Genomic DNA, 20,900 nt, shown 5'->3' with positions numbered 1-20,900 from the left:
ATGCGAGAGGCATGCGCCAATCCGGCGTCAACGAGGAGCCGTCGGACACCTCTTGCATACCTCCGGCATGCCTCCTTGGGAATGTGAGTGGCATCTGGTTGTCCGGGGGTGGCGTCTGCTGCGCATACTTACCCCCGGCTACCATCTTTGATCCCTTCGGGATCAGGCGTGCCGTCCCTTGAACGTCAGCTCAGCGATGCCGGATTTGTCGAGACCACCAAGGCCGAGCACGACCATCTTGTCGTATTGGGACTTCGTGGCGTCGTTGAGCGGCAGATTCAGACCCACGGTCTTCGCGACATCGGCGGCGATGCCGCTGTCCTTGGCGGCGTGTTCGGCGGAGAACCAGCAGTCGTGCTCGCGGGCCACCATGTCGCCGCCATCGGTCTCCAGCACGCGTGAATTGGCCCCGGTCTGGCTGAAGACTTCGCGGATCATGCTCAAATCATGTCCAAGCGCGGCGGCGAGACCCAAGCCTTCGGCGAGACCGGCGGTATTGATGTTCATGACCATGTTCACCAGCGCCTTCACTTCCGCGGCACGTCCCGGGCCGCCGATGAAGCGGCGGTTCACGCTCATCTGCTCGATCATCGGCTGCACCTGTTTGTAAATGGCTTCATCACCGGCGAGCATGAGGTAGAGCTTGCCTTCACGCGCATGGCTGATGCTGGAGGCCATGCAGGCTTCGAGACTGTGCGCACCGGCTTTTTCAGCGGCGGCATAGACTTCGCGATGGATCGCGGGCGAAAGCGTGGCGCAGTTGATGAAGATCTTGCCCTTCGCATTGGTGAGCAGGCTGTCACCGCCGCCAAAAAAGATGCCACGCATCGAGGCATCGTTTGTCACGACGGTAAAAATGACATCGGCGGCTGCGGTGACATCGGCCAGCTTTGTGCAGGCCTTGCAGCCGAGTTCGGCGGCCAGATCGGCGGCGGCCTGGGTGTTCACATCGAGCACAGCGGTGACGCTGTAGCCACAATCTTTAAGACGACGGGCCATGTTGGCCCCCATTTTGCCGACTCCGACGAATGCAACGGTTTGGGACATGATTGAGATGGTTGGTTATTTGAACTCGGGATAAAACGGATTGCGCGCTTTTTCCTCGCCGACGCTCGTCATGGGCCCGTGGCCGGGGCAGATCACGGTATTGTCGGGCAGGGTGAAGATCTCTTGGCGGTTCGTGGCGAGCGCGTCAGCATATGAAACCAGGCCTCCGCCCATGCTGGACGCAAACAGGGCGTCACCCACGATTGCAACCGGGCGTTCGAGACCGCTCACGATGTAGGTGATGCCGCCTTTCGTGTGTCCCCAAGTGCTGCGGGGTTCGATTTTAAGAGCACCGGTCTGCCAGGATTCGGTGTCCTCGATGCGGAATGTTTTGCCACCGTCGCAGGATTCCCGCTCGTTGACGAAGGTCGTGACGGCACCGTTCACGGACAGTTTTGCCAGATCCATGATATGATCGGGGTGCGTGTGCGTGAGAAAGATCAGGCTGAGGTTGAGATGGTTCTTTTGGATGAACTCGATCATCGGGCCGGCATTGGCCCCGGTGTCGAAGGCGGCGGCGTTTTTCGTCTCAACATCCCACACAAGGTAGGAGTTCACCGTCATGTCATTCCAAGGTGTGTTGAATTGCGCCAGGCCGGTCAGGTTCACTTCCACAGGACGCCAGGCATTGTGTGACATTGTCACAAGCGAGGGGCCATGCAGCTTGAGATGCGGGGCCAGCTTGAGCAGTTGTGCGTAATCCGCTTTGCCGGCTCTTGCGTCCAGGATTTCATCCACGGAGAGCCCGGACTGGGCGGCAAGCCGTGAGTCGCTCAGGCCGAGTCCACGCTGGGCCTTGGCGATGACATCATTGAAAAGATCTTCGAGGGGAATCGACATGCGCGGCGATTCAAGGCGTTATGGCGACGAAGGCAAGATTTTATATGCAACATGGTGATTGGGGGAGGCATCCTGCCCGGCCGGACGATCTCATCGTGATCCAGGCCGCCACCGCCGCCGAAACCGTGCGTCATTTGAAGATGAGACATCGGGTCGCCTGTGGACTGAATCCAGCCAGCAGGACGAAATGCTTGCCAGATCACTCCGAATTCGGCTACTAGGAGCCTGCCCACCGCCATGACCACAACCACCGCCACTCTCGTCAGCATTGCCTGCGGCTATCTTTGCGGCTCCATCCCGTTTGGATACCTCGCCGGGAAATTGAAAGGCATCGACATTCGCCTGCACGGCAGCGGCAACATCGGCGCCACGAATGCGATCCGCGTGCTGGGGAAGGGGATCGGCATTCCGGTCTTCCTTCTCGACATGTTCAAGGGCTGGCTGCCGGTCTGGCTGGCGGCGGGCTGGATCGCGCACGCAGGTGCTTCGGTCGAAATGGTCTCCTTGGGCAAAGTGCTGGCAGGTTTCGCCGCCGTGCTGGGCCACATGTTCACCTTCTGGCTGGGCTTCAAAGGCGGCAAGGGCATCGCCACCACGGGCGGTGTGTTGCTCGGCATCTCACTGGCCGGGATGATCGGTGGCTGGGTCGGCTTTCTCACGTTTCTCTTCGCGTTTCGTTATGTCTCGCTCGGTTCGCTGGCCGCGGCGATCGGCGTTCCCACGGCGATGGCCATTCAAATGTGGCGTGAAGGCCGTTGGGATTACGTGCTGCTCAGCTTTGGCCTCGTGGTGATGGTTCTGGCCTTCATCCGGCATCGTTCGAACATCCAGCGCCTGCTCGCAGGCACGGAGAGCAAGGCCTTCACGAAAAAGACGCCGCAATCATGATTCAATCCGCCACAGTCATCGGTGCCGGAAGCTGGGGCACCGCACTTGCTATCCTGCTGTCATTGCGCGGCCTCCAGGTGCAGTTCTGGGGGCGCGATGCCGAATTGATGGCTCAGATTCGCGCGACACGTCGCAACGAGCGCTATCTGCCGGACTTGGTGCTGCCGGACAACATCGTGGTCACGTCCGATCTCGCGGCATTGCAGCCTGCCGGCATGCTCGTCTTCGTCGTGCCGTCCAAGGCGATGCGCAGTACGGCGGAACTCGTCGCGCAAAGCAGCGCGGCCTCTAAAGCGCGTGTGCTGGTCTCCTGTGCCAAAGGCATCGAACTCGAAACTGGCCGCCGCATGAGCGAGATGATCGGCGAATCGCTCCCTAGCATTCCATTGGCCGTGTTAACCGGCCCCAATCATGCCGAGGAAGTCGCCAACAAGCTCGCCACCGCCGCTGTCGTGGCATGTGCCGACGATGATATTGCCAAGGCAGTGCAGTCCTGCTTCACCCTGCCATTTTTCCGCACCTACACCACCGATGACATCATCGGAGCCGAATGGGCCGGGGCGATGAAGAATCCCTATGCCATCGCTGCCGGCATGGCGCTCGGTTTGAAACTCGGCGACAACGCCATCGCCGCGCTCGTCACTCGCGCACTCGCCGAAATGGTGCGTCTCGGTGTCGCTGAAGGCGGCAGGATCGAAACCTGCTACGGTCTAAGCGGCGTTGGCGATTTGATGGCGACGTGCTACTCCGAGCACAGCCGCAATCACCGCGTTGGCCTCATGCTTGGCCAGGGCAAGGCGCTTGATGACATCATCGCCAGCACCCGCATGGTCGCCGAAGGCGTGCCGAACACCGCCAGCCTGCATCGTGCCGCCAAAGCACGCGGTGTGCGCACACCGCTGCTCGACGAGATCTACGCCATCCTGCATCAAGGCAAGTCTCCCAAGGACGGCATGCGTGCTCTGCTTTCCCGCGATCCGCGACCAGAGGCGGATTGAATCACGCCACCGGCAGCACCTGCGGCTTCAGCACCGCCACCTGCATCGGTTCGAGCACGGTTTTGAGCCGCTTAAACATCGCGTCATCCTCGTAGGTACCCACGATGGCGCCGCCACTGCCGGTGAATTTGGCGCTGGCGCCCACGCTGCGGGCGCCTTCGATCATATCGACATTGCCCTGGCTGAGTTTGCAGATGCGGCGGCGCAAATCGAAGTTCTCGTTGAGCAGCGGACCGATTTCACGGCCACGGCCTGCGACCAGCATGTCGCGTACGCGTTGGGCGAGGTCGCCCCATTGATGCATCGCGCTCACCACGTCTATTTCTCCGCGATTCCAGCGTCCGCGCAGATCATTGTGCAGGACCTCGGTGCCCTCGCTGAGGCGCGTGGTGTAGGCCACATAGACCGGCGGCAGCGTGGAAGGATCGAGTTCCTCATAGATTCCGTGGCCGTTCCGGGCGATGTGCTCCCGGTCGAAGTTCATGAACACCATGCCTTCGTAGTTCTGAATCACGCGGTCCTGCAAACCAGCCGGGATGCCAAGTTCCTCGTTTTCCACGGCCAGAACCAAGGTGGGAATGATCTCCTTCGGGATTTCGACGCCGTAGAAGTCCATCAAAGCACGCCAGCAGGCGGTGATGATCGCACTGGAGCCGGCCATGCCGACTTGGGGAGGGATATTGGTACGATACCGCAGTGTGAAATTGCGGTCGTGCATCGGAATGCCGTTCTTCTGGCAGTATTCGAAGAAACGCTTCACACCCGCTTTCAGCAGGCGGATGCCTCCGTAGTAGCCGAACTGCCGCACGTTGCGTGTCAGCTCTTCGATGCTGTCGAACACTGAATCATCTCGTTCGCTCGGCGAGATGCGCAACTCAGGCGATTCAAATAGCGTCACCTCGGCCCAGAAATCACGGATGATGAAGGAAACGGTCTTGCCGAAGTAGCCGTCTGACGGGTTTCCGATTAGACCCGCACGGGCATAGGCTTTCTTTTTGAAGAGCATGAGGTGGTTGGGCGGGTGGAATAAAACGCGAAGGCTAACGACTGCCCTCTGTGCTGACAAGATTAAAGACGTTCGTTGATTCAATCCCGATTTGAGGCCATGAGCGGAGTCCATTCACATGTCTGACCCCAACGGCTATGAACTCCTCGACAGCGGCGCTTTTCAAAAGCTGGAGCGCTTTGGCAGCGTCGTGCTCTCACGACCTTGTGCGCAAGCCGTCTGGCAGCAGACTTTGCCCAAAGCCGACTGGCAAAAGGTGACCGCCACCTTCTTCCGCGAGGGTGGCAATCAATGGCGTGGCCGCGACAAACTGCCCGAAACCTGGACCATCGAAGTTGATGGCACGAAATTTCAGCTCAGTTCCACGGACTTCGGTCACCTCGGCATCTTTCCCGAACAGCGCGATCAGTGGCGGCGCATTCGCGAAACGTGTGAGGAATATGCCAAGCGAAATGGCAGGCCTGCTCGTGTGCTCAATCTCTTCGCCTACTCCGGCGGCAGCACGCTGGCCGCAGCGCTGGCGGGTGCCGAAGTCTGTCACGTCGATGCCTCGAAGGGCATGGTCGATTGGGCGCGCAAGAATGCCACGCTCAACGGTCTCGAAGAAAAGCCCGTGCGCTGGATTGTGGACGACGTGACGAAGTTCCTGGAGCGTGAACTGCGCCGTGAACGCCAATACGACCTGCTCATCCTCGATCCTCCCAGCTACGGTCGCGGAGCGAAGGGCGAAGTCTTCAAAATCGAAAACGATCTGCCACCGCTGCTTGCCTTGCTCGGCAAACTCTTGTCGCCGCAGCCGCTCGGCGTTCTGCTGTCCTGCCACACGCCGGAACTCACGCCCATCTCGCTCCATCACCTGCTCCAGCAGCAGTTTGGCCGAACCAGCGGCACGGTGGAGCATGGCGAGATGCAGCTTCGTGGTGCAGCGAACGTCCTGCCGCTGCCCAGTGGCAGTTTTGCCTGGTGGCTCGCCTGATTGACCATTCGACATTCCACATTCGTCATTCGACATTTCGTCAGATGCTCCCCTTCCTCCTCCGCCGCGCCCTCAGCAGCGTGATCGTGATCTTCTGCGTGATCTCGATCACGTTCGTGCTCGCACGCATCACGAAGGGCGGCCCGTTTGACAAGGAGAAGGAGCCGCCGCCGCACATCAAGGAGGCGCTGCTCACGCGCTACAAGCTCAATGGGACCGTCTGGGAGCAATACACCGCCTATGTCGGCTCTTTGATGCGTTTCGACCTCGGTTTGTCCACGCGCTATCGCGACTGGCGTGTCTCCGAGCTGCTGCGGCAAAAAATGCCGAACTCCTTCGCGCTCGGCACGCTGGCCTTCGTCATCGCAAGCTGTGCAGGCGTCCTGCTCGGCAGTCTGGCTGCAATGAAGAAGGACACATGGACGGATCGTGCGGCCATGTTCGGTGCGCTGCTCTCCATTTCGATTCCCTCGTTCATCAGCGGCCCGTTTTTAATCGCCGTGGTAGCGCTAGGTCTTGGCTGGCTGCCCGTCGGCGGTTGGGGCACAGCACAGCAGATGATCCTGCCTGCAATCTGCCTCGCCGCTCCCTACATCGCCTATGTCGCCCGTTTGATGCGCAACAGCCTGCTCGATGTCCTCAAAAGCGACTTCCTGCGCACCGCACGCGCCAAAGGCCTCACCGAAACGCAGGCCGTGGCCAGACATGCCGCGAAAGTCGCGATCCTGCCTGTCGTGACCTTCCTTGGGCCGCTTGCCGCGCATCTGCTCACGGGTTCGATGATCGTCGAAAGCGTCTTCAACATTTCCGGGGCCGGCATGATCTTTGTGAACTCGATTCAGAACCGCGATGTCTTCCTGCTCAGCGGTGCCGTCATCGTTTACTGCGTGCTGCTTGTGCTCTTCAACCTGTTCGTGGACGTGCTCTACACGCTGCTGGACAAACGCATCAAACTCTATGCCTGATGCCGTCGTTCCAGCACGAATCGCGCGGCCCGACGGCTGGCAGATCCTCAAGCGCAACCGCACGGCGCTCATCGCGCTCGGCTTTCTCGCCGCGCTGTCGCTCATCGCCATCGTGGTGCCCATGCTGCTGCCAGAGTCGTTGAAAGTCACTAGCAGCGCCTCGTTCGTGCCGCCGATGCAGCGTGCGGTGGAAACCTCCGCACTGCACGTCCTCGGAACCGATGTGAACGGCCAGGACATGCTTTACCGCATTCTGGCTGGTGCGCGTGTGTCACTCGGCGTGGGTCTCGTCGGTGCTCTTATCAGTCTCGTCATCGGCACGCTCTACGGCATGGTCAGCGGTTATGCGGGTGGCCGGGTCGATGCGATCATGATGCGCACGGTCGAAGTGCTGCAATCCGTGCCGCGCATCCTGTTCATCATGATCCTCATTGCCGCGCTTGACGACTACGTGAAGGAATGGATCGACGGTTGGCGCCTGCTCGCGCAGAAGAGCAACTGGCAGGATACCGCTGAATCCATGAGCGATTTGAAGGCCTACTCGAAGGTGCTGGTGATGATCGTCTCCCTCGGCCTCGTCGAATGGCTGACCATGGCCCGCATCGTGCGTGGTCAGGTGCTCGTGCTGCGCGAGATGACCTTCGTCACCGCGTCACGCGCGATGGGACAGAGCAGTTGGGGCGTCCTGCGCCGTCACCTGCTGCCGAACCTGAGCACCATCATCCTCACCTACCTCACGCTGACGATTCCCGCCGTCATCCTCGACGAATCCTTCCTCAGCTTCCTCGGTCTCGGCATCGAAGACCCCGCCGCAAGCTGGGGATCGCTCCTCAAAGACGGCGCACAGGTCATCAACCCGCTCGAAAGCAAGTGGTGGCTCCTCGTTTTCCCCGCCCTTCTCATGTCCGCCAGCCTCCTCGCCCTCAACTTCCTCGGCGACGGCCTGCGCGATGCCTTTGATCCGAAGAGCGGGGAGTAGCCATGCATTCAGAACCGGAGTTCAACAGGAGATAACAAAGAGAACGGAGAATTCAGAAACTCTATTGTCTTCGTTATCTTCTGTTCAATCAGATGCTTTTCAGCCTCTCGACAAATCCAATTCCTCAAGGTAGAATCACGCCATGACTGCCACTGTGGAACGCATCAAAAAGGAAATTCGAGGCCTCGATCCCTCGGATGTCGAAGCGCTGCTTCGTGATCTTCAAAATGAATACGTGATGCCGTCTCCTGTCGATGCTGATGAGGCGTCCGTTGAAGCCGAATGGGCTGCGGAGATCGACCGCCGGGTGCAGGAGATCGAAGACGGCACCGTCCAGTTGCTCACCGCCGAAGAGTCTGAGCGCCGCGTGGACGCCGTGTTTGCCAGACACGGGATTCAACGCCGCATCGCATGACCCCGTGGAATATCCATCCGGCGGCGGAAGACGAATTGGAAGCAGCGTTCGAGCACTACCTCAGCGTGGACGTTGAACTGGCTCATTCCTTTGATGAACACTATCGCCGCTATCGCCAGCAGATCTGCGAGAGCCCGCTGCTGTTCAATCTCCGCCGCCCACCCACCCGCCGGGCAAACCTCAAGCCCAGTTTCGGCGAATACTACATCGCTTACATGATCTGGCGGGAGAAGGTCGTGATTCTCGCCATCGCCCACGCCAAGCGCCGCCCCTACTACTGGCGCAAGCGCATCAATGAGGCGAAGCAGATGTTCTGATCCGCCAGCCACCTCGCCAGCGAAGGCCTGCGTGATGCGTTTGATGCGAAGAGCGGAGAGTAATTTGGCTTGCAAATTAGTTCCAAATCATCATCACGATCCACCAGATTATTATACCAACTGTCGTCCATAAAGCTGCATAGGCGATCTTGGCAGTTGGCGTACGCTTAGAAAAACGATGACCGCATGCCCTGCACTCAAAGTCGTGTGGTGTAGATTCGCGATGAAGCCACGCCAAGGGCAAGGAGAGAATCGCCACGCAGCCGGACGGATAGAGCGCATAGCGTTTGCCATGAGAAATGACCTGAGTGCTCTGGCATTTGGAACAAAAGAGCCGATGAGAGGATGGTGATTCCATGGCTTTCGGAAATTTTGAAAATCAATGCGCCTGGAGCCAATTCAAGCCTGTGCCAGCTTCGACTTCAACCGGCACGCCTTCGAGTGGCAGCGCGTTTTTCATCGCATCGAGAATGATCGCGCGAGCTTGATCGACCTCGCTCTCGGGCATTTCGAAGAGGAGTTCATCGTGGACTTGGAGGAGCATGCGGGTTTTCAGGCCGGCTTTTTTCAAGGCGGTGGCGACCTGGATCATGGCGAGCTTGATCATGTCGGCGGCGGTGCCTTGGATGGGGGTGTTCATGGCGACGCGTTCGGCGGCTCCACGAATGGTGGCGTTGCCGCTGGTGATGTCGCGGATGGTGCGGCGGCGGCCGGTGAGGGTTTCGACGTAGCCGCGGTTTTTGGCGTCCTCGACGATCTGCTCCATGAAGCGCTTCACGCCGGGGAACTGCTTGAAGTAGTTGTCGATGATGGTGGCGGCCTCGCCACGCGGGATGCCGAGGCGCTGGCTCAGGCCGAAGGCGGAGATGCCGTAGATGATGCCGAAATTGACCATCTTGGCGGTGCGGCGCATCTCGGGCAGCACGCCGTCGAGTTCGACGCCATAAACGCGCGCTGCGGTGGCTTGGTGAATGTCGAGACCTTGGGCGAAGGCTTCGATCATGGCCTTGTCACCGCTGAGCGCGGCCATGACGCGGAGTTCGATCTGCGAGTAGTCGGCGCTCATCAAGACCCAGCCATCGAAGCCGGGCACGAAGGCTTTGCGGATCTCGCGGCCGAGGTCGGAGCGGATGGGGATGTTTTGCAGGTTCGGATCGCTCGATGCCATGCGACCGGTGGCGGCCATGAGTTGATGGAAAGTGGTGTGGACGCGGCCGGTGACCTTTGAAACGGCATGCGGCAGCGCTTCGACGTAAGTGTTGTTGAGCTTGGTGACCTCGCGGTAGTCGAGGATGTCCTGAATGATGGGATGCAGGCCGGTGAGCGACTGCAAGACCTGCTCGTTCGTTTGATACTGGCCGGTGGCGGTCTTCTTCGGCTTCTCGATGAGTTTGAGGCGATCAAACAACACCTCGCCGAGCTGTTTGGGGCTGTTGAGGTTGAACGGGCCGCCTGCGGTCTCGTGGATGCGCTTTTGCAGTTCGACGGCTTTCTTGTCGAGTTCGACGCCGTATTCGCGTAAGGCCTGCACGTCGATCTTCACGCCGAAATTCTCCATGCTGGTGAGCACAGGCAGCAAAGGGGACTCGATGGTGTCAAACACACGCGTCTGGCCATGCGGAGCCATTTCAGGCCGCAGTTTGGCTGCAAGCTGCCAGGTGACGTCGGCGTCCTCGGCGGCGTAGTCGGCGACTTTGCGCGCATCTTCTACCGCCACGTCGGCCATGGTCGATTGGCTGAACAAATCGTCCTTCTCGACGCCGATGAGCGCCGTGATGGGCACGGGCGTGTAGCGCAGGTAAGTCTCCGAGAGGAAGTCCATGCCGTGGCGCTGCTCGGGCTCGATCAAGGCATGCGCGAGCATGGTGTCGAAATACGGGCCACTGACCTCGACGCCATGCGCGAGGAGCACGCTGAGGTCGAACTTGAGGTTGTGGCCGATCTTCTCGATGCCTTCACGCGTGAGAACATCGCGGAATTCTTCGAGCACGGCCTTCGCGGCGGCTTTGTCGCGTGGGAAATGCGCAAACCAGCCTTCATGCGCTTTCCACGAGAACGCGATGCCGACGATATTCGTGTCGCGTGGATCGAGTCCGGTGGTTTCGAGGTCGAAGCAGAAGGATTTCTGCTGGGCGAGCTGCGTGAGGAGGTTTTGGCGTTCTTCAGCACTCTGCACGAGATGATAAACATGTGGTGTGTCGGCGATGGTGGTGAGTTTCGCAGCGACAGGGGCTTCCACTTCCGCAGCAGCGAAAAGGTCGCTCGGCGCGGCTTCAGCAGCGGTTTTGCGGCCACGTCCTGCTTTGAAGTCATCGCCATAGAGCCGACGACCAAGAGCGTTGAACTCGAACTCGGTGAAGAAGGCCTTCAGCGCGTCGTCGTTGTGCGGTTTGAGGATGAGATCGGCGACCTGCGCGTCGTAAGGCGCGTCCACGAAGATGGTGGCGAGCTGTTTGGAGAGCAGGGCGTCGTCCTTGCTGGCTTCGAGCTTTTCCTTCTGCTTGCCTTTGAGCTGATCGGTGTTGGCGAGGAGATTTTCGACGCTGCCGAACTGCTGGATGAGCGCGGTGGCGGTTTTTTCGCCAAAGCCTTTCACGCCGGGGATGTTATCGACGGCATCGCCCATGAGCGCGAGGATGTCGATGACCTGCTCGGGGCACTTGATGCCCCAGCGTTCGCAGACTTCCTTCACGCCAAGGATTTCCACGTCGGCTCCCGCGCGGCCGGGTTTGTAGATTTTGACGTGCTCGGAGACGAGCTGGCCGAAATCTTTGTCCGGCGTGACCATGAAGGTCTCGATGCCTTCTTTCTCTGCTCGTTTCGCCAGGATGCCGATGATGTCATCGGCCTCGTAGCCATCACGCACGAGGATGGGCACGTTCATGGCCTCCATGAGGCGTTTGATCTGCGGGATGGCCATGCTGATGTCCTCCGGCATCTCCTCGCGCTGCGCTTTGTAGGCGGGAAACATCTCATGGCGCGGTGTGGGCGCGGAGGTGTCCAAGGCGACGGCCAGATGCGTGGGCTGCTGATTTTTGAGGATGTCGAGCAGCGTGTTGGCGAAGCCGTAGAGCGCGGAGGTGTTCAGCCCGTCGCTGGTGCGGATGGGGGCTTTGATGAAGGCGAAGTGCGCGCGGTAAAGCAGCGCCATGCCGTCGAGGAGGAAGAGGCGTTGGGACATTCGCCGCCAGACTAGGCGGGCAGCGGACACGCGCAAACGATGCTACTGTGGGCCAGATTGGGTCTCGCGCTGTTTTTTCTCCTCGATTTCGAGATCCTTCTCATGGTCGCGGGCCTTGGTAAGCGCGGCGGCAAGCAAACCGGTGGGAATGGCGACGATGCCGAGGCCGACAATCAGCACGAGCGAGGTGAAAATGCGTCCTCCTGCGGTGATGGGATAGGCATCGCCATAACCGACGGTGGTCAGAGTGACGACAGCCCACCACAGGCTATGGAAGACCGAGGCAAACACCTGCGGCTGCGCCTCGTGCTCGAACTGATAGATGCCCACTCCAGCGAGGTAGAGCACAATGAGAGCCGCGGCACCGAATAGGACGAGCTCCTCACGGGCATAACGAAAGGCCTGCTGGAAACGGCGGATCGCAGCAGAGTAGCGTGCCAGTTTGAAGATGCGGAAGATGCGCATGAGCCGGATGGCCCGCATGCTGCGCAGGTCAAAGGCAAGGCCGAGGTAAAAGGGGACGATGGAGATCAGGTCGATCACGCCCATGAATGAGCGGACATAGCCCATAGGCGGACGTGAGAGTGCCACACGAGTGACAAACTCGATGGTGAAGACCATGACGCTGAATGTTTCAAACCAGGCAAAGGCACGCTGCATGCCGGGACTGAGATCGGGGAGCGTCTCAAAGGCGAAGGCGATGAGATTGACCAGGATGAGGAGCTGAAGAAAGCCTTCGAGCCTGCCGAACTGAGCATGACCGCGTTTGTCGTGGGTGATCATGGCGGCAGTTTGAGCACGAAGAACGCATCTTCAAGCGCCTTGAAGAATCCGCGCGCGATCGACGATGGCACGACCGGCTTCGGTCTCGTCATTGACGACATGCGTGGCTCCGAGCCGTTTGAGACGCTCGACATCAGAGCTGAAACGCGCACGCGCGAGCACGGCGATGTCCGGGCGCAGCTCACGGATGACGGCGAGAGCCTGGGCGTTGACGGTGGCATCCGGGAAGGTGAGCGCGACGAGTCGCGCGTGCTTGAGGCGTGTCAGCTCCCACGTTTCCTGATGCGAGGCATCGGCAAAGAGCACGGTCTGGCCCTGGCGCTGAAGCTGGCGCACGGTTTCAGCATTCAACTCGACCACAAGCGTCGGCACACCGGCGTCGAGCAGGGCCTTGTTGAGCTTTTCGCCGACGGGACCGTGTCCGCAGATGATGGCGTGATCCGTGAGTCCCGCGACACGCTGGCGCAGAGTGCCTGCGTCGGATTTGACCGGCTTCCCACGGCCCCAGCCGCGCTTCACGAGCCAGTCACCGAGCGGCAGGCCGAGTTTGAGCAGGGCAGGGAGGAGGCCCATCGAGAAGGCGCTGGCGACGAGCAAGGTCTGCTGCGTCTCGACGCTCCAAAGATTCGCGGCCCCGGCCTGCTGGAGCAGCACGAGTGAAAACTCCCCCGCGCTGCACAGGCCGATGCCTGCCATGAGCGACTGGCGACGCGCCAGGCCGAGATAACGGGCGATGAAGGTGATGACCCCTGCCTTGATGAGCATCAGGACGGTGGTGAGGGTACAGATGGGCAGCCAGAGTTGCGCGGCGGCTTTCAGGTCGATCATCAGGCCAACGGAAACGAAGAACAGAGTGAGGAAGAGATCCTTCAAGGGCATCACGTCCGCGAGAATGCGGTGCTTGAAGATGGATTCGCTGACTGCCAAACCGGCGACGAAAGCACCGAGGGCCAGGCCGAGACCGAGCAAGCCGCCGATGAAGGCGAGGCCGACACAACTGCCGATGACCGTGAGGGTGAAGAGTTCGCGGCTGCGTGTGCGCGACACCGCATTGAGCACCCACGGAATGATCCAGCGTGCCGCCACGCCGGACAGGACCACAAACAAGCCACCGCGCAGAGCGAGCGAGCCAAGGCGTGGCATGAGCGCTGCCTCCACTCCTGGCTGCGGCAGCAACACAGGCAGGAACAAAAAGAAGACGATGATGAACAGGTCTTGAAAAATCGCCACGGCCAGCGCCATGCGCGCACCGGGACTGGCTTCGAGACCCATGTCCTGAAAACTTTTCAAACTGACCGCCGTGGAACTCATGGCGAGCGCCACGGCGACAATCACCGCCGCCTGCCACGGCAGATGCAGCACGGTGGAGGCCGCTGCGGCAATGAGCATGCACAGCCCCATCTGCCAGCCACCGCCGACGAAGGCCTGGCGGCGCAGGAAGCGCAGTTCACCGAGGGAAAACTCCAACCCGAGCGTGAACATGAGCAACACCACGCCGAATTCCGCCATCTGCGAGACACGCTCATGCGATTCACCGCCACCGAGCAGGTCGAGCACACCTGAATTGGCGATGATGACGCCACAGATGAAGTAACCGGCCAGCATGGACTGCTGGAGCCTCAGGAGGAGCAGGGAAACCAGCACCACACCCGCCAGCATCAGCGCCAGCAGGGCAAACAACGGCGGAATGCCTTCCGCGGCGGCGATGTGGAATGTGAAAATCATGTGCGGACGGTTTTCGCCTCTATGCCGTCCGGGTTCAAGCCGTCAATGCCTCGGAGATTCATTCCGCTGCGATTTTTTACAGACTACTGGCGATAGAATTCCAGCGTCTGTGCCAGGCCATCCTTCCAAGTAACTTTGGGCTCGCAACCCAGCGCCGTGCGCAAGGCCGAGATGTCCGCCTGCGAGTGCCGGATGTCACCGGGACGTGCGGGCTCATGCCGTGCCACCAGATTTTGACGCGTCAGATCGTTGATGTCGGCGACGAGTTGATTGAGCGTGATGCTTTCTCCTGTGCCTGCATTGAAGACCTGCCCGGCCACACGTTCCGCCGGGGCTTCAGCGGCGAGCAGGTTGGCCTGCACGATGTTGTCGATGAAGATGAAATCACGTGACTGGCCGCCGTCCCCAAAGATCACTGGCGTCTCACCGCGCAGCATGAGGGTGCAGAACCGTGCGATGACACCCGAATAAGGAGAATCGAACGACTGACGCGGCCCAAACACATTGAAGTAGCGCAGCGCCACTGTGGGCAGGCCGTAAAGCTGATGGAAAAGCTGGCAGTAGCGCTCAGAGGCGTACTTTTGCAGTCCGTAGGGAGTGACCGGCGCAGGCGCGTGAGACTCATGCTTGGAGGCGGCAGAGCTGTCGCCATAGATGGCGGAGGAGGAGGCGAAGAGGAATCGCTTCACGCCTGCGTCCCGCGCCGCGATGAGCAGCTTCAGCGTGGCGTCCATGTTTTGCCGGTTGGTTTCCAGCGGGTGTGCCACGGACTGCGGTACCGAAGCGACTGCCGCCTGATGAAAAACCCAGTCACAGCCGGGAACGATTTGTGCCAGCAGGCTTTCATTACCAGCATCTCCTTGGATGACCTCCAAAGCACTGTTCCCGTTACTCCAGTCGAGGTTCTGACGATCACCGGTGCTGAAATCATCCAAGACCACGACAGTGGCTCCCATGCGGGAGAGTGTTTGGGCGATGTGGGAGCCGATGAATCCGGCACCGCCGGTGACGAGTACTTTCATGGCAGAGGGAGTGAAATCATGGCTCGCGGCGTTCGTCGCCGCTGAACTGCAAATGATAGAGCTTTTGGTAAAGCGGACAGCGGTCGAGCAATTCTGCATGTGTGCCACAGTCCAGAATGCACCCGTGCTCCATGACCACGATTTGATCCGCCTCCAGAATGGTGGAGAGGCGGTGGGCGATGGCGACGACGGTTCTGCCCTCAGAGAGCAGATGAATGGCTTCCTGGATGATTTTTTCGCTCTCGGTGTCGAGCGCGGAGGTGGCCTCGTCGAGGAGCAGGATCGGCGCATCGCGCAAAATGGCGCGCGCGATGGAAATCCGCTGCTTTTGACCGCCGGAGAGGTTGCAGCCGCCTTCGCCGACGATGGCATTGTAGCCGCCGGCGATTTGAGTGACAAACTCATGAGCATGCGCTTTTTGCGCGGCGGCGATGATCTCGTCCTCAGTCGCGTTGAGGCGTCCGTAGCGGATATTCTCGCGGATCGTGTCGTGGAACAGGAAGGTGTCCTGGCTGACGACGCCGATGTTGGCGCGTAATGAGTCCTGCGTGATGCTGCGGACGTCACGGCCATCCAGCATCACCGCACCCTGATCAGGATCGTAAAAACGCAGCAGCAGGGAGTAAAGCGTGCTTTTGCCGGCACCGCTGGGGCCGACAAAGGCGTAGAATTTGCCGGGATCGAGCTGCAACTGGATGTTGCGCACGGCGGGCGTCTCTTTTCTCACGCCGTCCTTGTCGCGGTAGAAAAAGGTGACGTTTTGGAAGCTTGCCGCGCCGGTGGCGCGGCCGATGTCAACGGCTCCAGGCGAATCCTCGATGTCCGGTCGGCGTTCGAGCAGCTCAAAGACCATGCCGGCGGCGATGGTGGTCTTTTGCAGCAGCATCTGCACACGGCTCAGCTCTTTCACCGGCGGGTAGATCTGTGTCAGCGCCATGACGAGCAGGAAGAAATTCTCCGCCTCCAGGCCACGTTCCCAGGCATACACGAGTCCGGCGGCGATCCCGAAGGAGGCGACGGTCTCCACGATGGGGCCGACGAGTTCCATGGCTTTCGTCCAGCGCACCATGTTGCGCGTCATGCTGGCGTTGGCACGGTCAAAGCGGGCCGCGGCATGGTCTTCGCGTGCATAAGATTTCACCAGCCGGATGCCGGCGAAGGACTCCTGCATGGCGACCATGAGGGCACGCGCATCGTATTCCTCCCTGGCTCCGTTTTTGCGCACGCGCTTGCCGATGCGGATGATTGGCACGAGACAGGCCGGGAACACAATGAGCGACATCAGCGTGAAGAGCCAGTCCTGTGCGAAAAGCACGACGAGGATCGAGATGATCGTGAGCGGACGCTGTGCCAGCGTTTGAATGAGCATCATGGCATTGCGCTGTACCACGCTGGTCTGGCTGGTGACCGTCTGCATCAGCTCGCCAGTCTTGGCACTGTTGAAGAAACCGGGGGACTGACGCAATACACTGCGAAAGGCGTCGCTCCGAATCTGGTACACGACCTTGCTGGTCACCCAGGCCTGCATGTAACTGGACAGATACCCCAGAAACCCACGGAGGAAGATCAGTACTGGGATGAAGGAACAGGCAATCATGACGCCGATGAATCCAACGGGCGTGTCGTTGTCCGCACCGATGATCTGAGCGATATTGATTTCGCCGATCAGGGGCAGCTTGGTCGGCTCACCCAGCGTGCGGGTCTGCCCTTTGAGGACAAGGGAGAAGATGAGTTGAAAACCGATGAGCATCACACCATTGAAGACGGCGCTGAGCATGCCCAGCATCAGGCTCAGAGCGAAACGTCCACGATAGGGAAGCATGTACTTCCACATGGCTTTCATGGTTTGTTTCACCACTGCGGACAGATGTGGATCGGACAGGTGAAGAGGGGCCGGGGCTTGTTTTTTGGGAGTGCTGGGCATCAACGTGCGGCACTAACCGCCGCAAGGCCGGACACTCAACAGGGAATTGCGCATGGTAATCTTCCAAGCAGATGGTTGACGCGGCTTTACAAGGCTGGCGCTTGAGGCTTTGATGCTCTCTGGCTTTCCATCCTCATCACATTTATGCCCGTCAGAGAAAAATCGTCCGCAGCCGTGCTGTCCTCATGGCAGAAAAAGCTACACAATCACAGCCTCAAAGTGGGGATCATGGGAATGGGTTACGTGGGACTGCCTCTCGGGCTGCTGTTCGCGGAAAAAGGCTTCAAGGTTGTCGGCGTGGATCCTGATGAGCGTCGCATCCGCACCTTGAATCAAGGACGGTCCCCGATCAGGCATATCAAAAACGAGCGTGTCAAAGCCGTGGTAAAGAACGGCACATTTCAGGCAACTGCGGCGCCATCTGGTTTGAGCGAGGTGGATGTGGTTCTGATCTGCGTGCCCACGCCATTGACGAAACAGCGTGAACCAGATCTATCCTATGTCGAGTCCGCCTCCGAGTGGGTGGCGGGAAACGTCAAGCCCGGCTGTCTCGTCATTCTGGAATCCACCACCTATCCGGGCACCACACGAGACATCGTGGCGCCCATTCTGAGAAAAGCGGGGCTCAAGCCCGGCACGAACGTGTATCTGGCCTACAGCCCGGAGCGCGAGGATCCGAACAACGCAAACTTCTCCACCGCCAGCATACCGAAGCTCGTTGGCGGTACGGACTCCACCAGTGGAAAACTGGCAGTCTTGCTGTATGAGCAGATCATCTCCAAAGTTATCCCCGTGACCAGTGCTGAGGTGGCCGAGGCCGCCAAGCTGCTCGAAAACATCTTCCGCTCGGTGAACATCGCGATGGTGAACGAATTAAAGATCGTCTTTGACCGCATGGGCATAGACATCTGGGAGGTGGTGAATGCCGCGAAGACCAAGCCATTTGGCTTCATGCCGTTTTACCCCGGTCCGGGACTCGGCGGGCACTGCATCCCGATCGATCCGTTCTATCTGACGTGGAAAGCACGTGAGTTCGACATCTCCACGAAATTCATCGAGCTCGCGGGCGAGGTGAATACCAACATGCCCTACTTCGTGATCTCCAAACTGCAGGACGCGCTTGGCAGCCGTGGCAAATCGCTGCGCGGCAGCCGTGTTCTTCTGCTCGGCCTTGCCTACAAGCGTGACGTCGATGACTTCCGCGAGTCTCCCACGCTCAAGCTCATGGAAATCCTGGAGCGCAATCAGTGCCGGGTGACTTTCCACGATTCGTTCATCCCGCAATTCCCAGGCGATCATCATTTCCCCGCCCTGAAGCCGCGCAAGAGCGTGCCGCTTACCCGGAAAAACGTTGCCGAAGCCGATGCAGTGCTCATCTGCACAGATCACTCCAACGTGGACTACCGCTCGCTCGCCCAGTGGGCCTCCATCATTGTCGACACACGCAATGTCATGCCCTCCGGTGGCAAAAACGTCTTCCGTGCCTGATGAATCCGCGTGACATCAATGACTTGTGGGAAACTCCTGACGCACCGGCCTTCATCATCGCCGAGGTCGCGCAGGCGCACGATGGCAGCCTCGGCTCTGCGCATGCTTACATCGACGCGATTGCCAAGACCGGCGCGGATGCGGTGAAATTTCAGACGCATATCGCGGCGGAGGAAAGCTCCGAACTCGACACCTGGCGTGTGAAATTCAGCCGCCAGGACGCTACGCGCCATGATTACTGGCGTCGCATGGAGTTCACCGAGCCTCAGTGGCTCGAACTCAAGCAGCACGCGGAGGAGAAGAGCCTCGTTTTTCTGAGTTCGCCGTTCTCGCTTGCTGCCATCCGCCTGCTGGAGCGCGTCGGCATGCCGGCGTGGAAGGTTGCCTCCGGCGAGGTCACGAACCGTTTGTTTCTCGACGCCATGATCGCCACAGGCAAGCCCGTGCTCGTGTCCAGCGGCATGAGTTACATAGAGGAAATGGACGCCACGGTGGCTTTGTTGAAGGTCGCGCAGACTCCTGTGGCCGTGTTCCAATGTACCACGGCCTATCCTTGTCCACCGGAGAAAATCGGCATCAATCAGATCGCCGAGCTGGCCGCTCGTTATGGTTGCCCGGTGGGGTTGTCGGATCATTCCGGTACGCCTTATCCCTCGCTTGCTGCTGTCACGCTCGGGGCGAAGCTGATCGAGGTTCACATCACCTTCAGCCGTGAATTGTTCGGGCCGGATGTTTCAGCATCGCTCACCACGCAGGAATTCACGCACATGGTCGAAGGCGTGCGGTTCATCGAAAAAATGATGGCCAGCCCGATGGAAAAAAATGCTTCCGCAGACCAGATGGAGCCGCTCCGCCGCATGTTTGGCCAGAGTCTCGTCGCCGGGGCTGATCTGCCCGCTGGAGCCGTGCTCACGCGTGAAAACCTCTCCTGCCGCAAGCCCGGTCATGGCATCTCCGCCGCTGATGTGAATTCAGTGATTGGCAAGAAACTCAAGCATGCCGTGAAGGCGGCCCAGTTTCTGAGTTTGGACGATTTTCAGTGACGCGCCTGGTTGATGACGGTCTGGTAAAACTCCGCGAGTTCGCGGCTGTAATCGCCGAGCATTGGCAGTTCGGATTTGCGGCGTTTTTGGTGCTCCAAAATGGCGGCACGGAAGGCGGCGTCTTTCAACACGCGCCACACTGTGTCCGCGTAACCATCCACATCGTTCACCTCAAACAACGCCGGATGACCGGAGCCGAGCACGGCCTCGTTGCCTTCAATGCGAGAGGCCACGATGGGCAGATCGCAGGCCAGCGCCTGGAGCAGGGCCATCGGTTGTCCTTCCCACGTTGAGCCCAATGTGAACACATCCAGAGCCTGCATCCATGGGGCGATGGGGCGGCGCGCGCCCATGAGCTCAAAATTCGTCAACCGCATCTGCTGCACGGCTTCGGTGATGCGCGCACGCTCCCCCCCCTCACCAAAGGCAAGAAAACGGCCGGTGAAACCCCGCTCGCTGAGCCTGGCGGTCATCGCAACATTCAACAGATGATTCTTCGGTGGAGTAAGCGACGCGACGGTGCCGACGAGTGGCCGGCCGGCTTCCATACCAAGGGATTGCTGCAATTTCACAGGGTCGGCCGCTGGGTAAAAGGTTTCCTCATCCACCGGATTGGTGAAGACGCGCACGTTTTCCGGCGGGATGCCGAACACGCGGCACAAATCCTCACGGGTCTGCGCGGAGAGTGTGATGTGGGCTGCCGCACGGCGGGCAAGCGCACGCAGGACGATTTTCCGCCGCCAGCGCATTTCCGCATAGGTCTTGTGATGATGCAGCACGGCAGGGATGCCGGCGCGGTGTGCCGCGAGCACGCCATAGACATGCGCGTTATAGACATGTGTGTGGACGAGCTGGATGTCCTGCTCGCGCAGCCATTTGGCGAGCTTTAGGACGGCTCCGAGGCGGAAGCGTTTTCCTGGAACCCAGGGCAGAAGTTCCACCATACCAGGGAACCGCTGTTGCAACGACTCACCGACCTTGCCCAGCTCTTGCAGGCAGACGACGCGCATTTCCACGCCTGAAGGAGCGGTTCGCAGGATGTCGCCCACCAAATCTTCGGCGCCGCCCACGGGCATGCGGATGAACACGTGAGCTATCTTCATGAACCGCGGCTGGGAGAAGAAAAAATGCGACGACAGGCGGGAATCATGCATGAATGCAGAGTTGTGATCGAACCCCGCCTTCCATTGCTCTTGTCACCGGATTTCCCGGCGGACTTGTTGTGTCCTCTAAAGGTCATGCGCGCTTGTGAAATGATGAACAGCATGCTGCGGGCAGGCGCGGCGGCAAGCACATCCTCGCT

General features: G+C 59.8%; 18 protein-coding genes. 9 read left to right on the top strand and 9 right to left on the bottom strand.

All coding sequences use genetic code 11. The features are described 5' to 3' along the window. Positions 1–162: 162 nt before the first annotated feature. Both U1A53_RS24405 and U1A53_RS24400 read right to left on the bottom strand, forming a co-directional pair. Positions 163–1,047: an NAD(P)-dependent oxidoreductase gene (locus U1A53_RS24405; protein WP_322284495.1), complete on the bottom strand. Its 885-nt coding sequence runs from the start codon at positions 1,045–1,047 to the stop codon at positions 163–165. 15 nt (positions 1,048–1,062) lie between these two features. Beyond that, the gene (locus tag U1A53_RS24400) at positions 1,063–1,887 is read right to left on the bottom strand and encodes an MBL fold metallo-hydrolase (protein ID WP_322284494.1); all 825 of its coding nucleotides are present in this window, start codon (positions 1,885–1,887) and stop codon (positions 1,063–1,065) included. Between the two features lie 237 nt (positions 1,888–2,124). On the opposite strand from U1A53_RS24400, the gene plsY reads away from it, so the two are divergent. After that, a complete protein-coding gene (gene plsY, locus U1A53_RS24395) occupies positions 2,125–2,775 on the top strand; it encodes a glycerol-3-phosphate 1-O-acyltransferase PlsY (RefSeq protein ID WP_322284492.1) in 651 nt (216 codons plus the stop codon). Next, positions 2,772–3,773 (top strand): NAD(P)H-dependent glycerol-3-phosphate dehydrogenase, encoded by a 1,002-nt coding sequence (locus U1A53_RS24390; RefSeq protein ID WP_322284491.1) that lies wholly within the window; start codon positions 2,772–2,774, stop codon positions 3,771–3,773. Before plsY ends, U1A53_RS24390 begins: the two co-directional genes overlap by 4 nt. 1 nt (position 3,774) lies before the next feature. Here U1A53_RS24390 and U1A53_RS24385 read toward each other — a convergent pair whose 3' ends face one another. Further along, positions 3,775–4,779, bottom strand: a complete 1,005-nt coding sequence (locus U1A53_RS24385) for a GHMP kinase (protein ID WP_322284490.1) — start codon at positions 4,777–4,779, stop codon at positions 3,775–3,777. 118 nt (positions 4,780–4,897) lie between these two features. On the opposite strand from U1A53_RS24385, the gene U1A53_RS24380 reads away from it, so the two are divergent. From U1A53_RS24380 to U1A53_RS24360, 5 genes are all read left to right on the top strand, one after another. Continuing rightward, positions 4,898–5,755 carry a class I SAM-dependent methyltransferase gene (locus tag U1A53_RS24380; protein ID WP_322284489.1) on the top strand — a complete coding sequence of 286 codons (858 nt, stop codon included), beginning with the start codon at positions 4,898–4,900 and terminating at the stop codon, positions 5,753–5,755. 44 nt (positions 5,756–5,799) lie between these two features. Further along, positions 5,800–6,720: an ABC transporter permease gene (locus tag U1A53_RS24375; RefSeq protein ID WP_322284488.1), complete on the top strand. Its 921-nt coding sequence runs from the start codon at positions 5,800–5,802 to the stop codon at positions 6,718–6,720. Then, on the top strand, positions 6,713–7,699 hold the full coding sequence (locus tag U1A53_RS24370) for an ABC transporter permease (protein WP_322284487.1): 987 nt from the start codon (positions 6,713–6,715) through the stop codon (positions 7,697–7,699). The genes U1A53_RS24375 and U1A53_RS24370 overlap by 8 nt, the downstream gene beginning before the upstream one ends. Before the next feature lie 142 nt (positions 7,700–7,841). Beyond that, entirely contained in the window at positions 7,842–8,114 is a 273-nt protein-coding gene (locus tag U1A53_RS24365) for an addiction module protein (protein ID WP_322284486.1), read from the top strand. Further along, positions 8,111–8,431 (top strand): type II toxin-antitoxin system RelE/ParE family toxin, encoded by a 321-nt coding sequence (locus U1A53_RS24360; RefSeq protein WP_322284485.1) that lies wholly within the window; start codon positions 8,111–8,113, stop codon positions 8,429–8,431. The genes U1A53_RS24365 and U1A53_RS24360 overlap by 4 nt, the downstream gene beginning before the upstream one ends. Positions 8,432–8,810: 379 nt before the next feature. Here U1A53_RS24360 and polA read toward each other — a convergent pair whose 3' ends face one another. The 5 genes from polA to U1A53_RS24335 form a co-directional block, all read right to left on the bottom strand. Continuing rightward, on the bottom strand, positions 8,811–11,612 hold the full coding sequence (gene polA, locus U1A53_RS24355; protein ID WP_322284484.1) for a DNA polymerase I: 2,802 nt from the start codon (positions 11,610–11,612) through the stop codon (positions 8,811–8,813). 42 nt (positions 11,613–11,654) lie between these two features. Further along, the gene (locus U1A53_RS24350; protein ID WP_322284483.1) at positions 11,655–12,395 is read right to left on the bottom strand and encodes an ion transporter; all 741 of its coding nucleotides are present in this window, start codon (positions 12,393–12,395) and stop codon (positions 11,655–11,657) included. A 30-nt stretch (positions 12,396–12,425) separates the two neighbouring features. Next, positions 12,426–14,120: a cation:proton antiporter gene (locus tag U1A53_RS24345; RefSeq protein ID WP_322284482.1), complete on the bottom strand. Its 1,695-nt coding sequence runs from the start codon at positions 14,118–14,120 to the stop codon at positions 12,426–12,428. Between the two features lie 83 nt (positions 14,121–14,203). Next, positions 14,204–15,142, bottom strand: a complete 939-nt coding sequence (locus U1A53_RS24340) for an SDR family oxidoreductase (protein ID WP_322284481.1) — start codon at positions 15,140–15,142, stop codon at positions 14,204–14,206. Positions 15,143–15,158: 16 nt separating this feature from the next. After that, positions 15,159–16,985 (bottom strand): ABC transporter ATP-binding protein, encoded by a 1,827-nt coding sequence (locus U1A53_RS24335; RefSeq protein WP_322284480.1) that lies wholly within the window; start codon positions 16,983–16,985, stop codon positions 15,159–15,161. 225 nt (positions 16,986–17,210) lie between these two features. Between U1A53_RS24335 and U1A53_RS24330 the strand changes: the two genes are divergently transcribed. Then, positions 17,211–18,554 carry a nucleotide sugar dehydrogenase gene (locus tag U1A53_RS24330; RefSeq protein ID WP_322284479.1) on the top strand — a complete coding sequence of 448 codons (1,344 nt, stop codon included), beginning with the start codon at positions 17,211–17,213 and terminating at the stop codon, positions 18,552–18,554. Beyond that, positions 18,554–19,597, top strand: a complete 1,044-nt coding sequence (locus tag U1A53_RS24325) for an N-acetylneuraminate synthase family protein (protein ID WP_322284478.1) — start codon at positions 18,554–18,556, stop codon at positions 19,595–19,597. Before U1A53_RS24330 ends, U1A53_RS24325 begins: the two co-directional genes overlap by 1 nt. Here the strand turns inward: U1A53_RS24325 and U1A53_RS24320 are convergent. Beyond that, on the bottom strand, positions 19,591–20,700 hold the full coding sequence (locus tag U1A53_RS24320; RefSeq protein ID WP_322284477.1) for a glycosyltransferase: 1,110 nt from the start codon (positions 20,698–20,700) through the stop codon (positions 19,591–19,593). The two genes, U1A53_RS24325 and U1A53_RS24320, sit on opposite strands and share 7 nt — an antisense overlap. Positions 20,701–20,900: the final 200 nt, after the last annotated feature.

This window comes from Prosthecobacter sp. (assembly GCF_034366625.1).
Lineage (GTDB): Bacteria > Verrucomicrobiota > Verrucomicrobiia > Verrucomicrobiales > Verrucomicrobiaceae > Prosthecobacter.
Note: the sequence above shows the minus strand (reverse complement) of the source record. Positions and strands in the feature narration are given on the sequence as shown.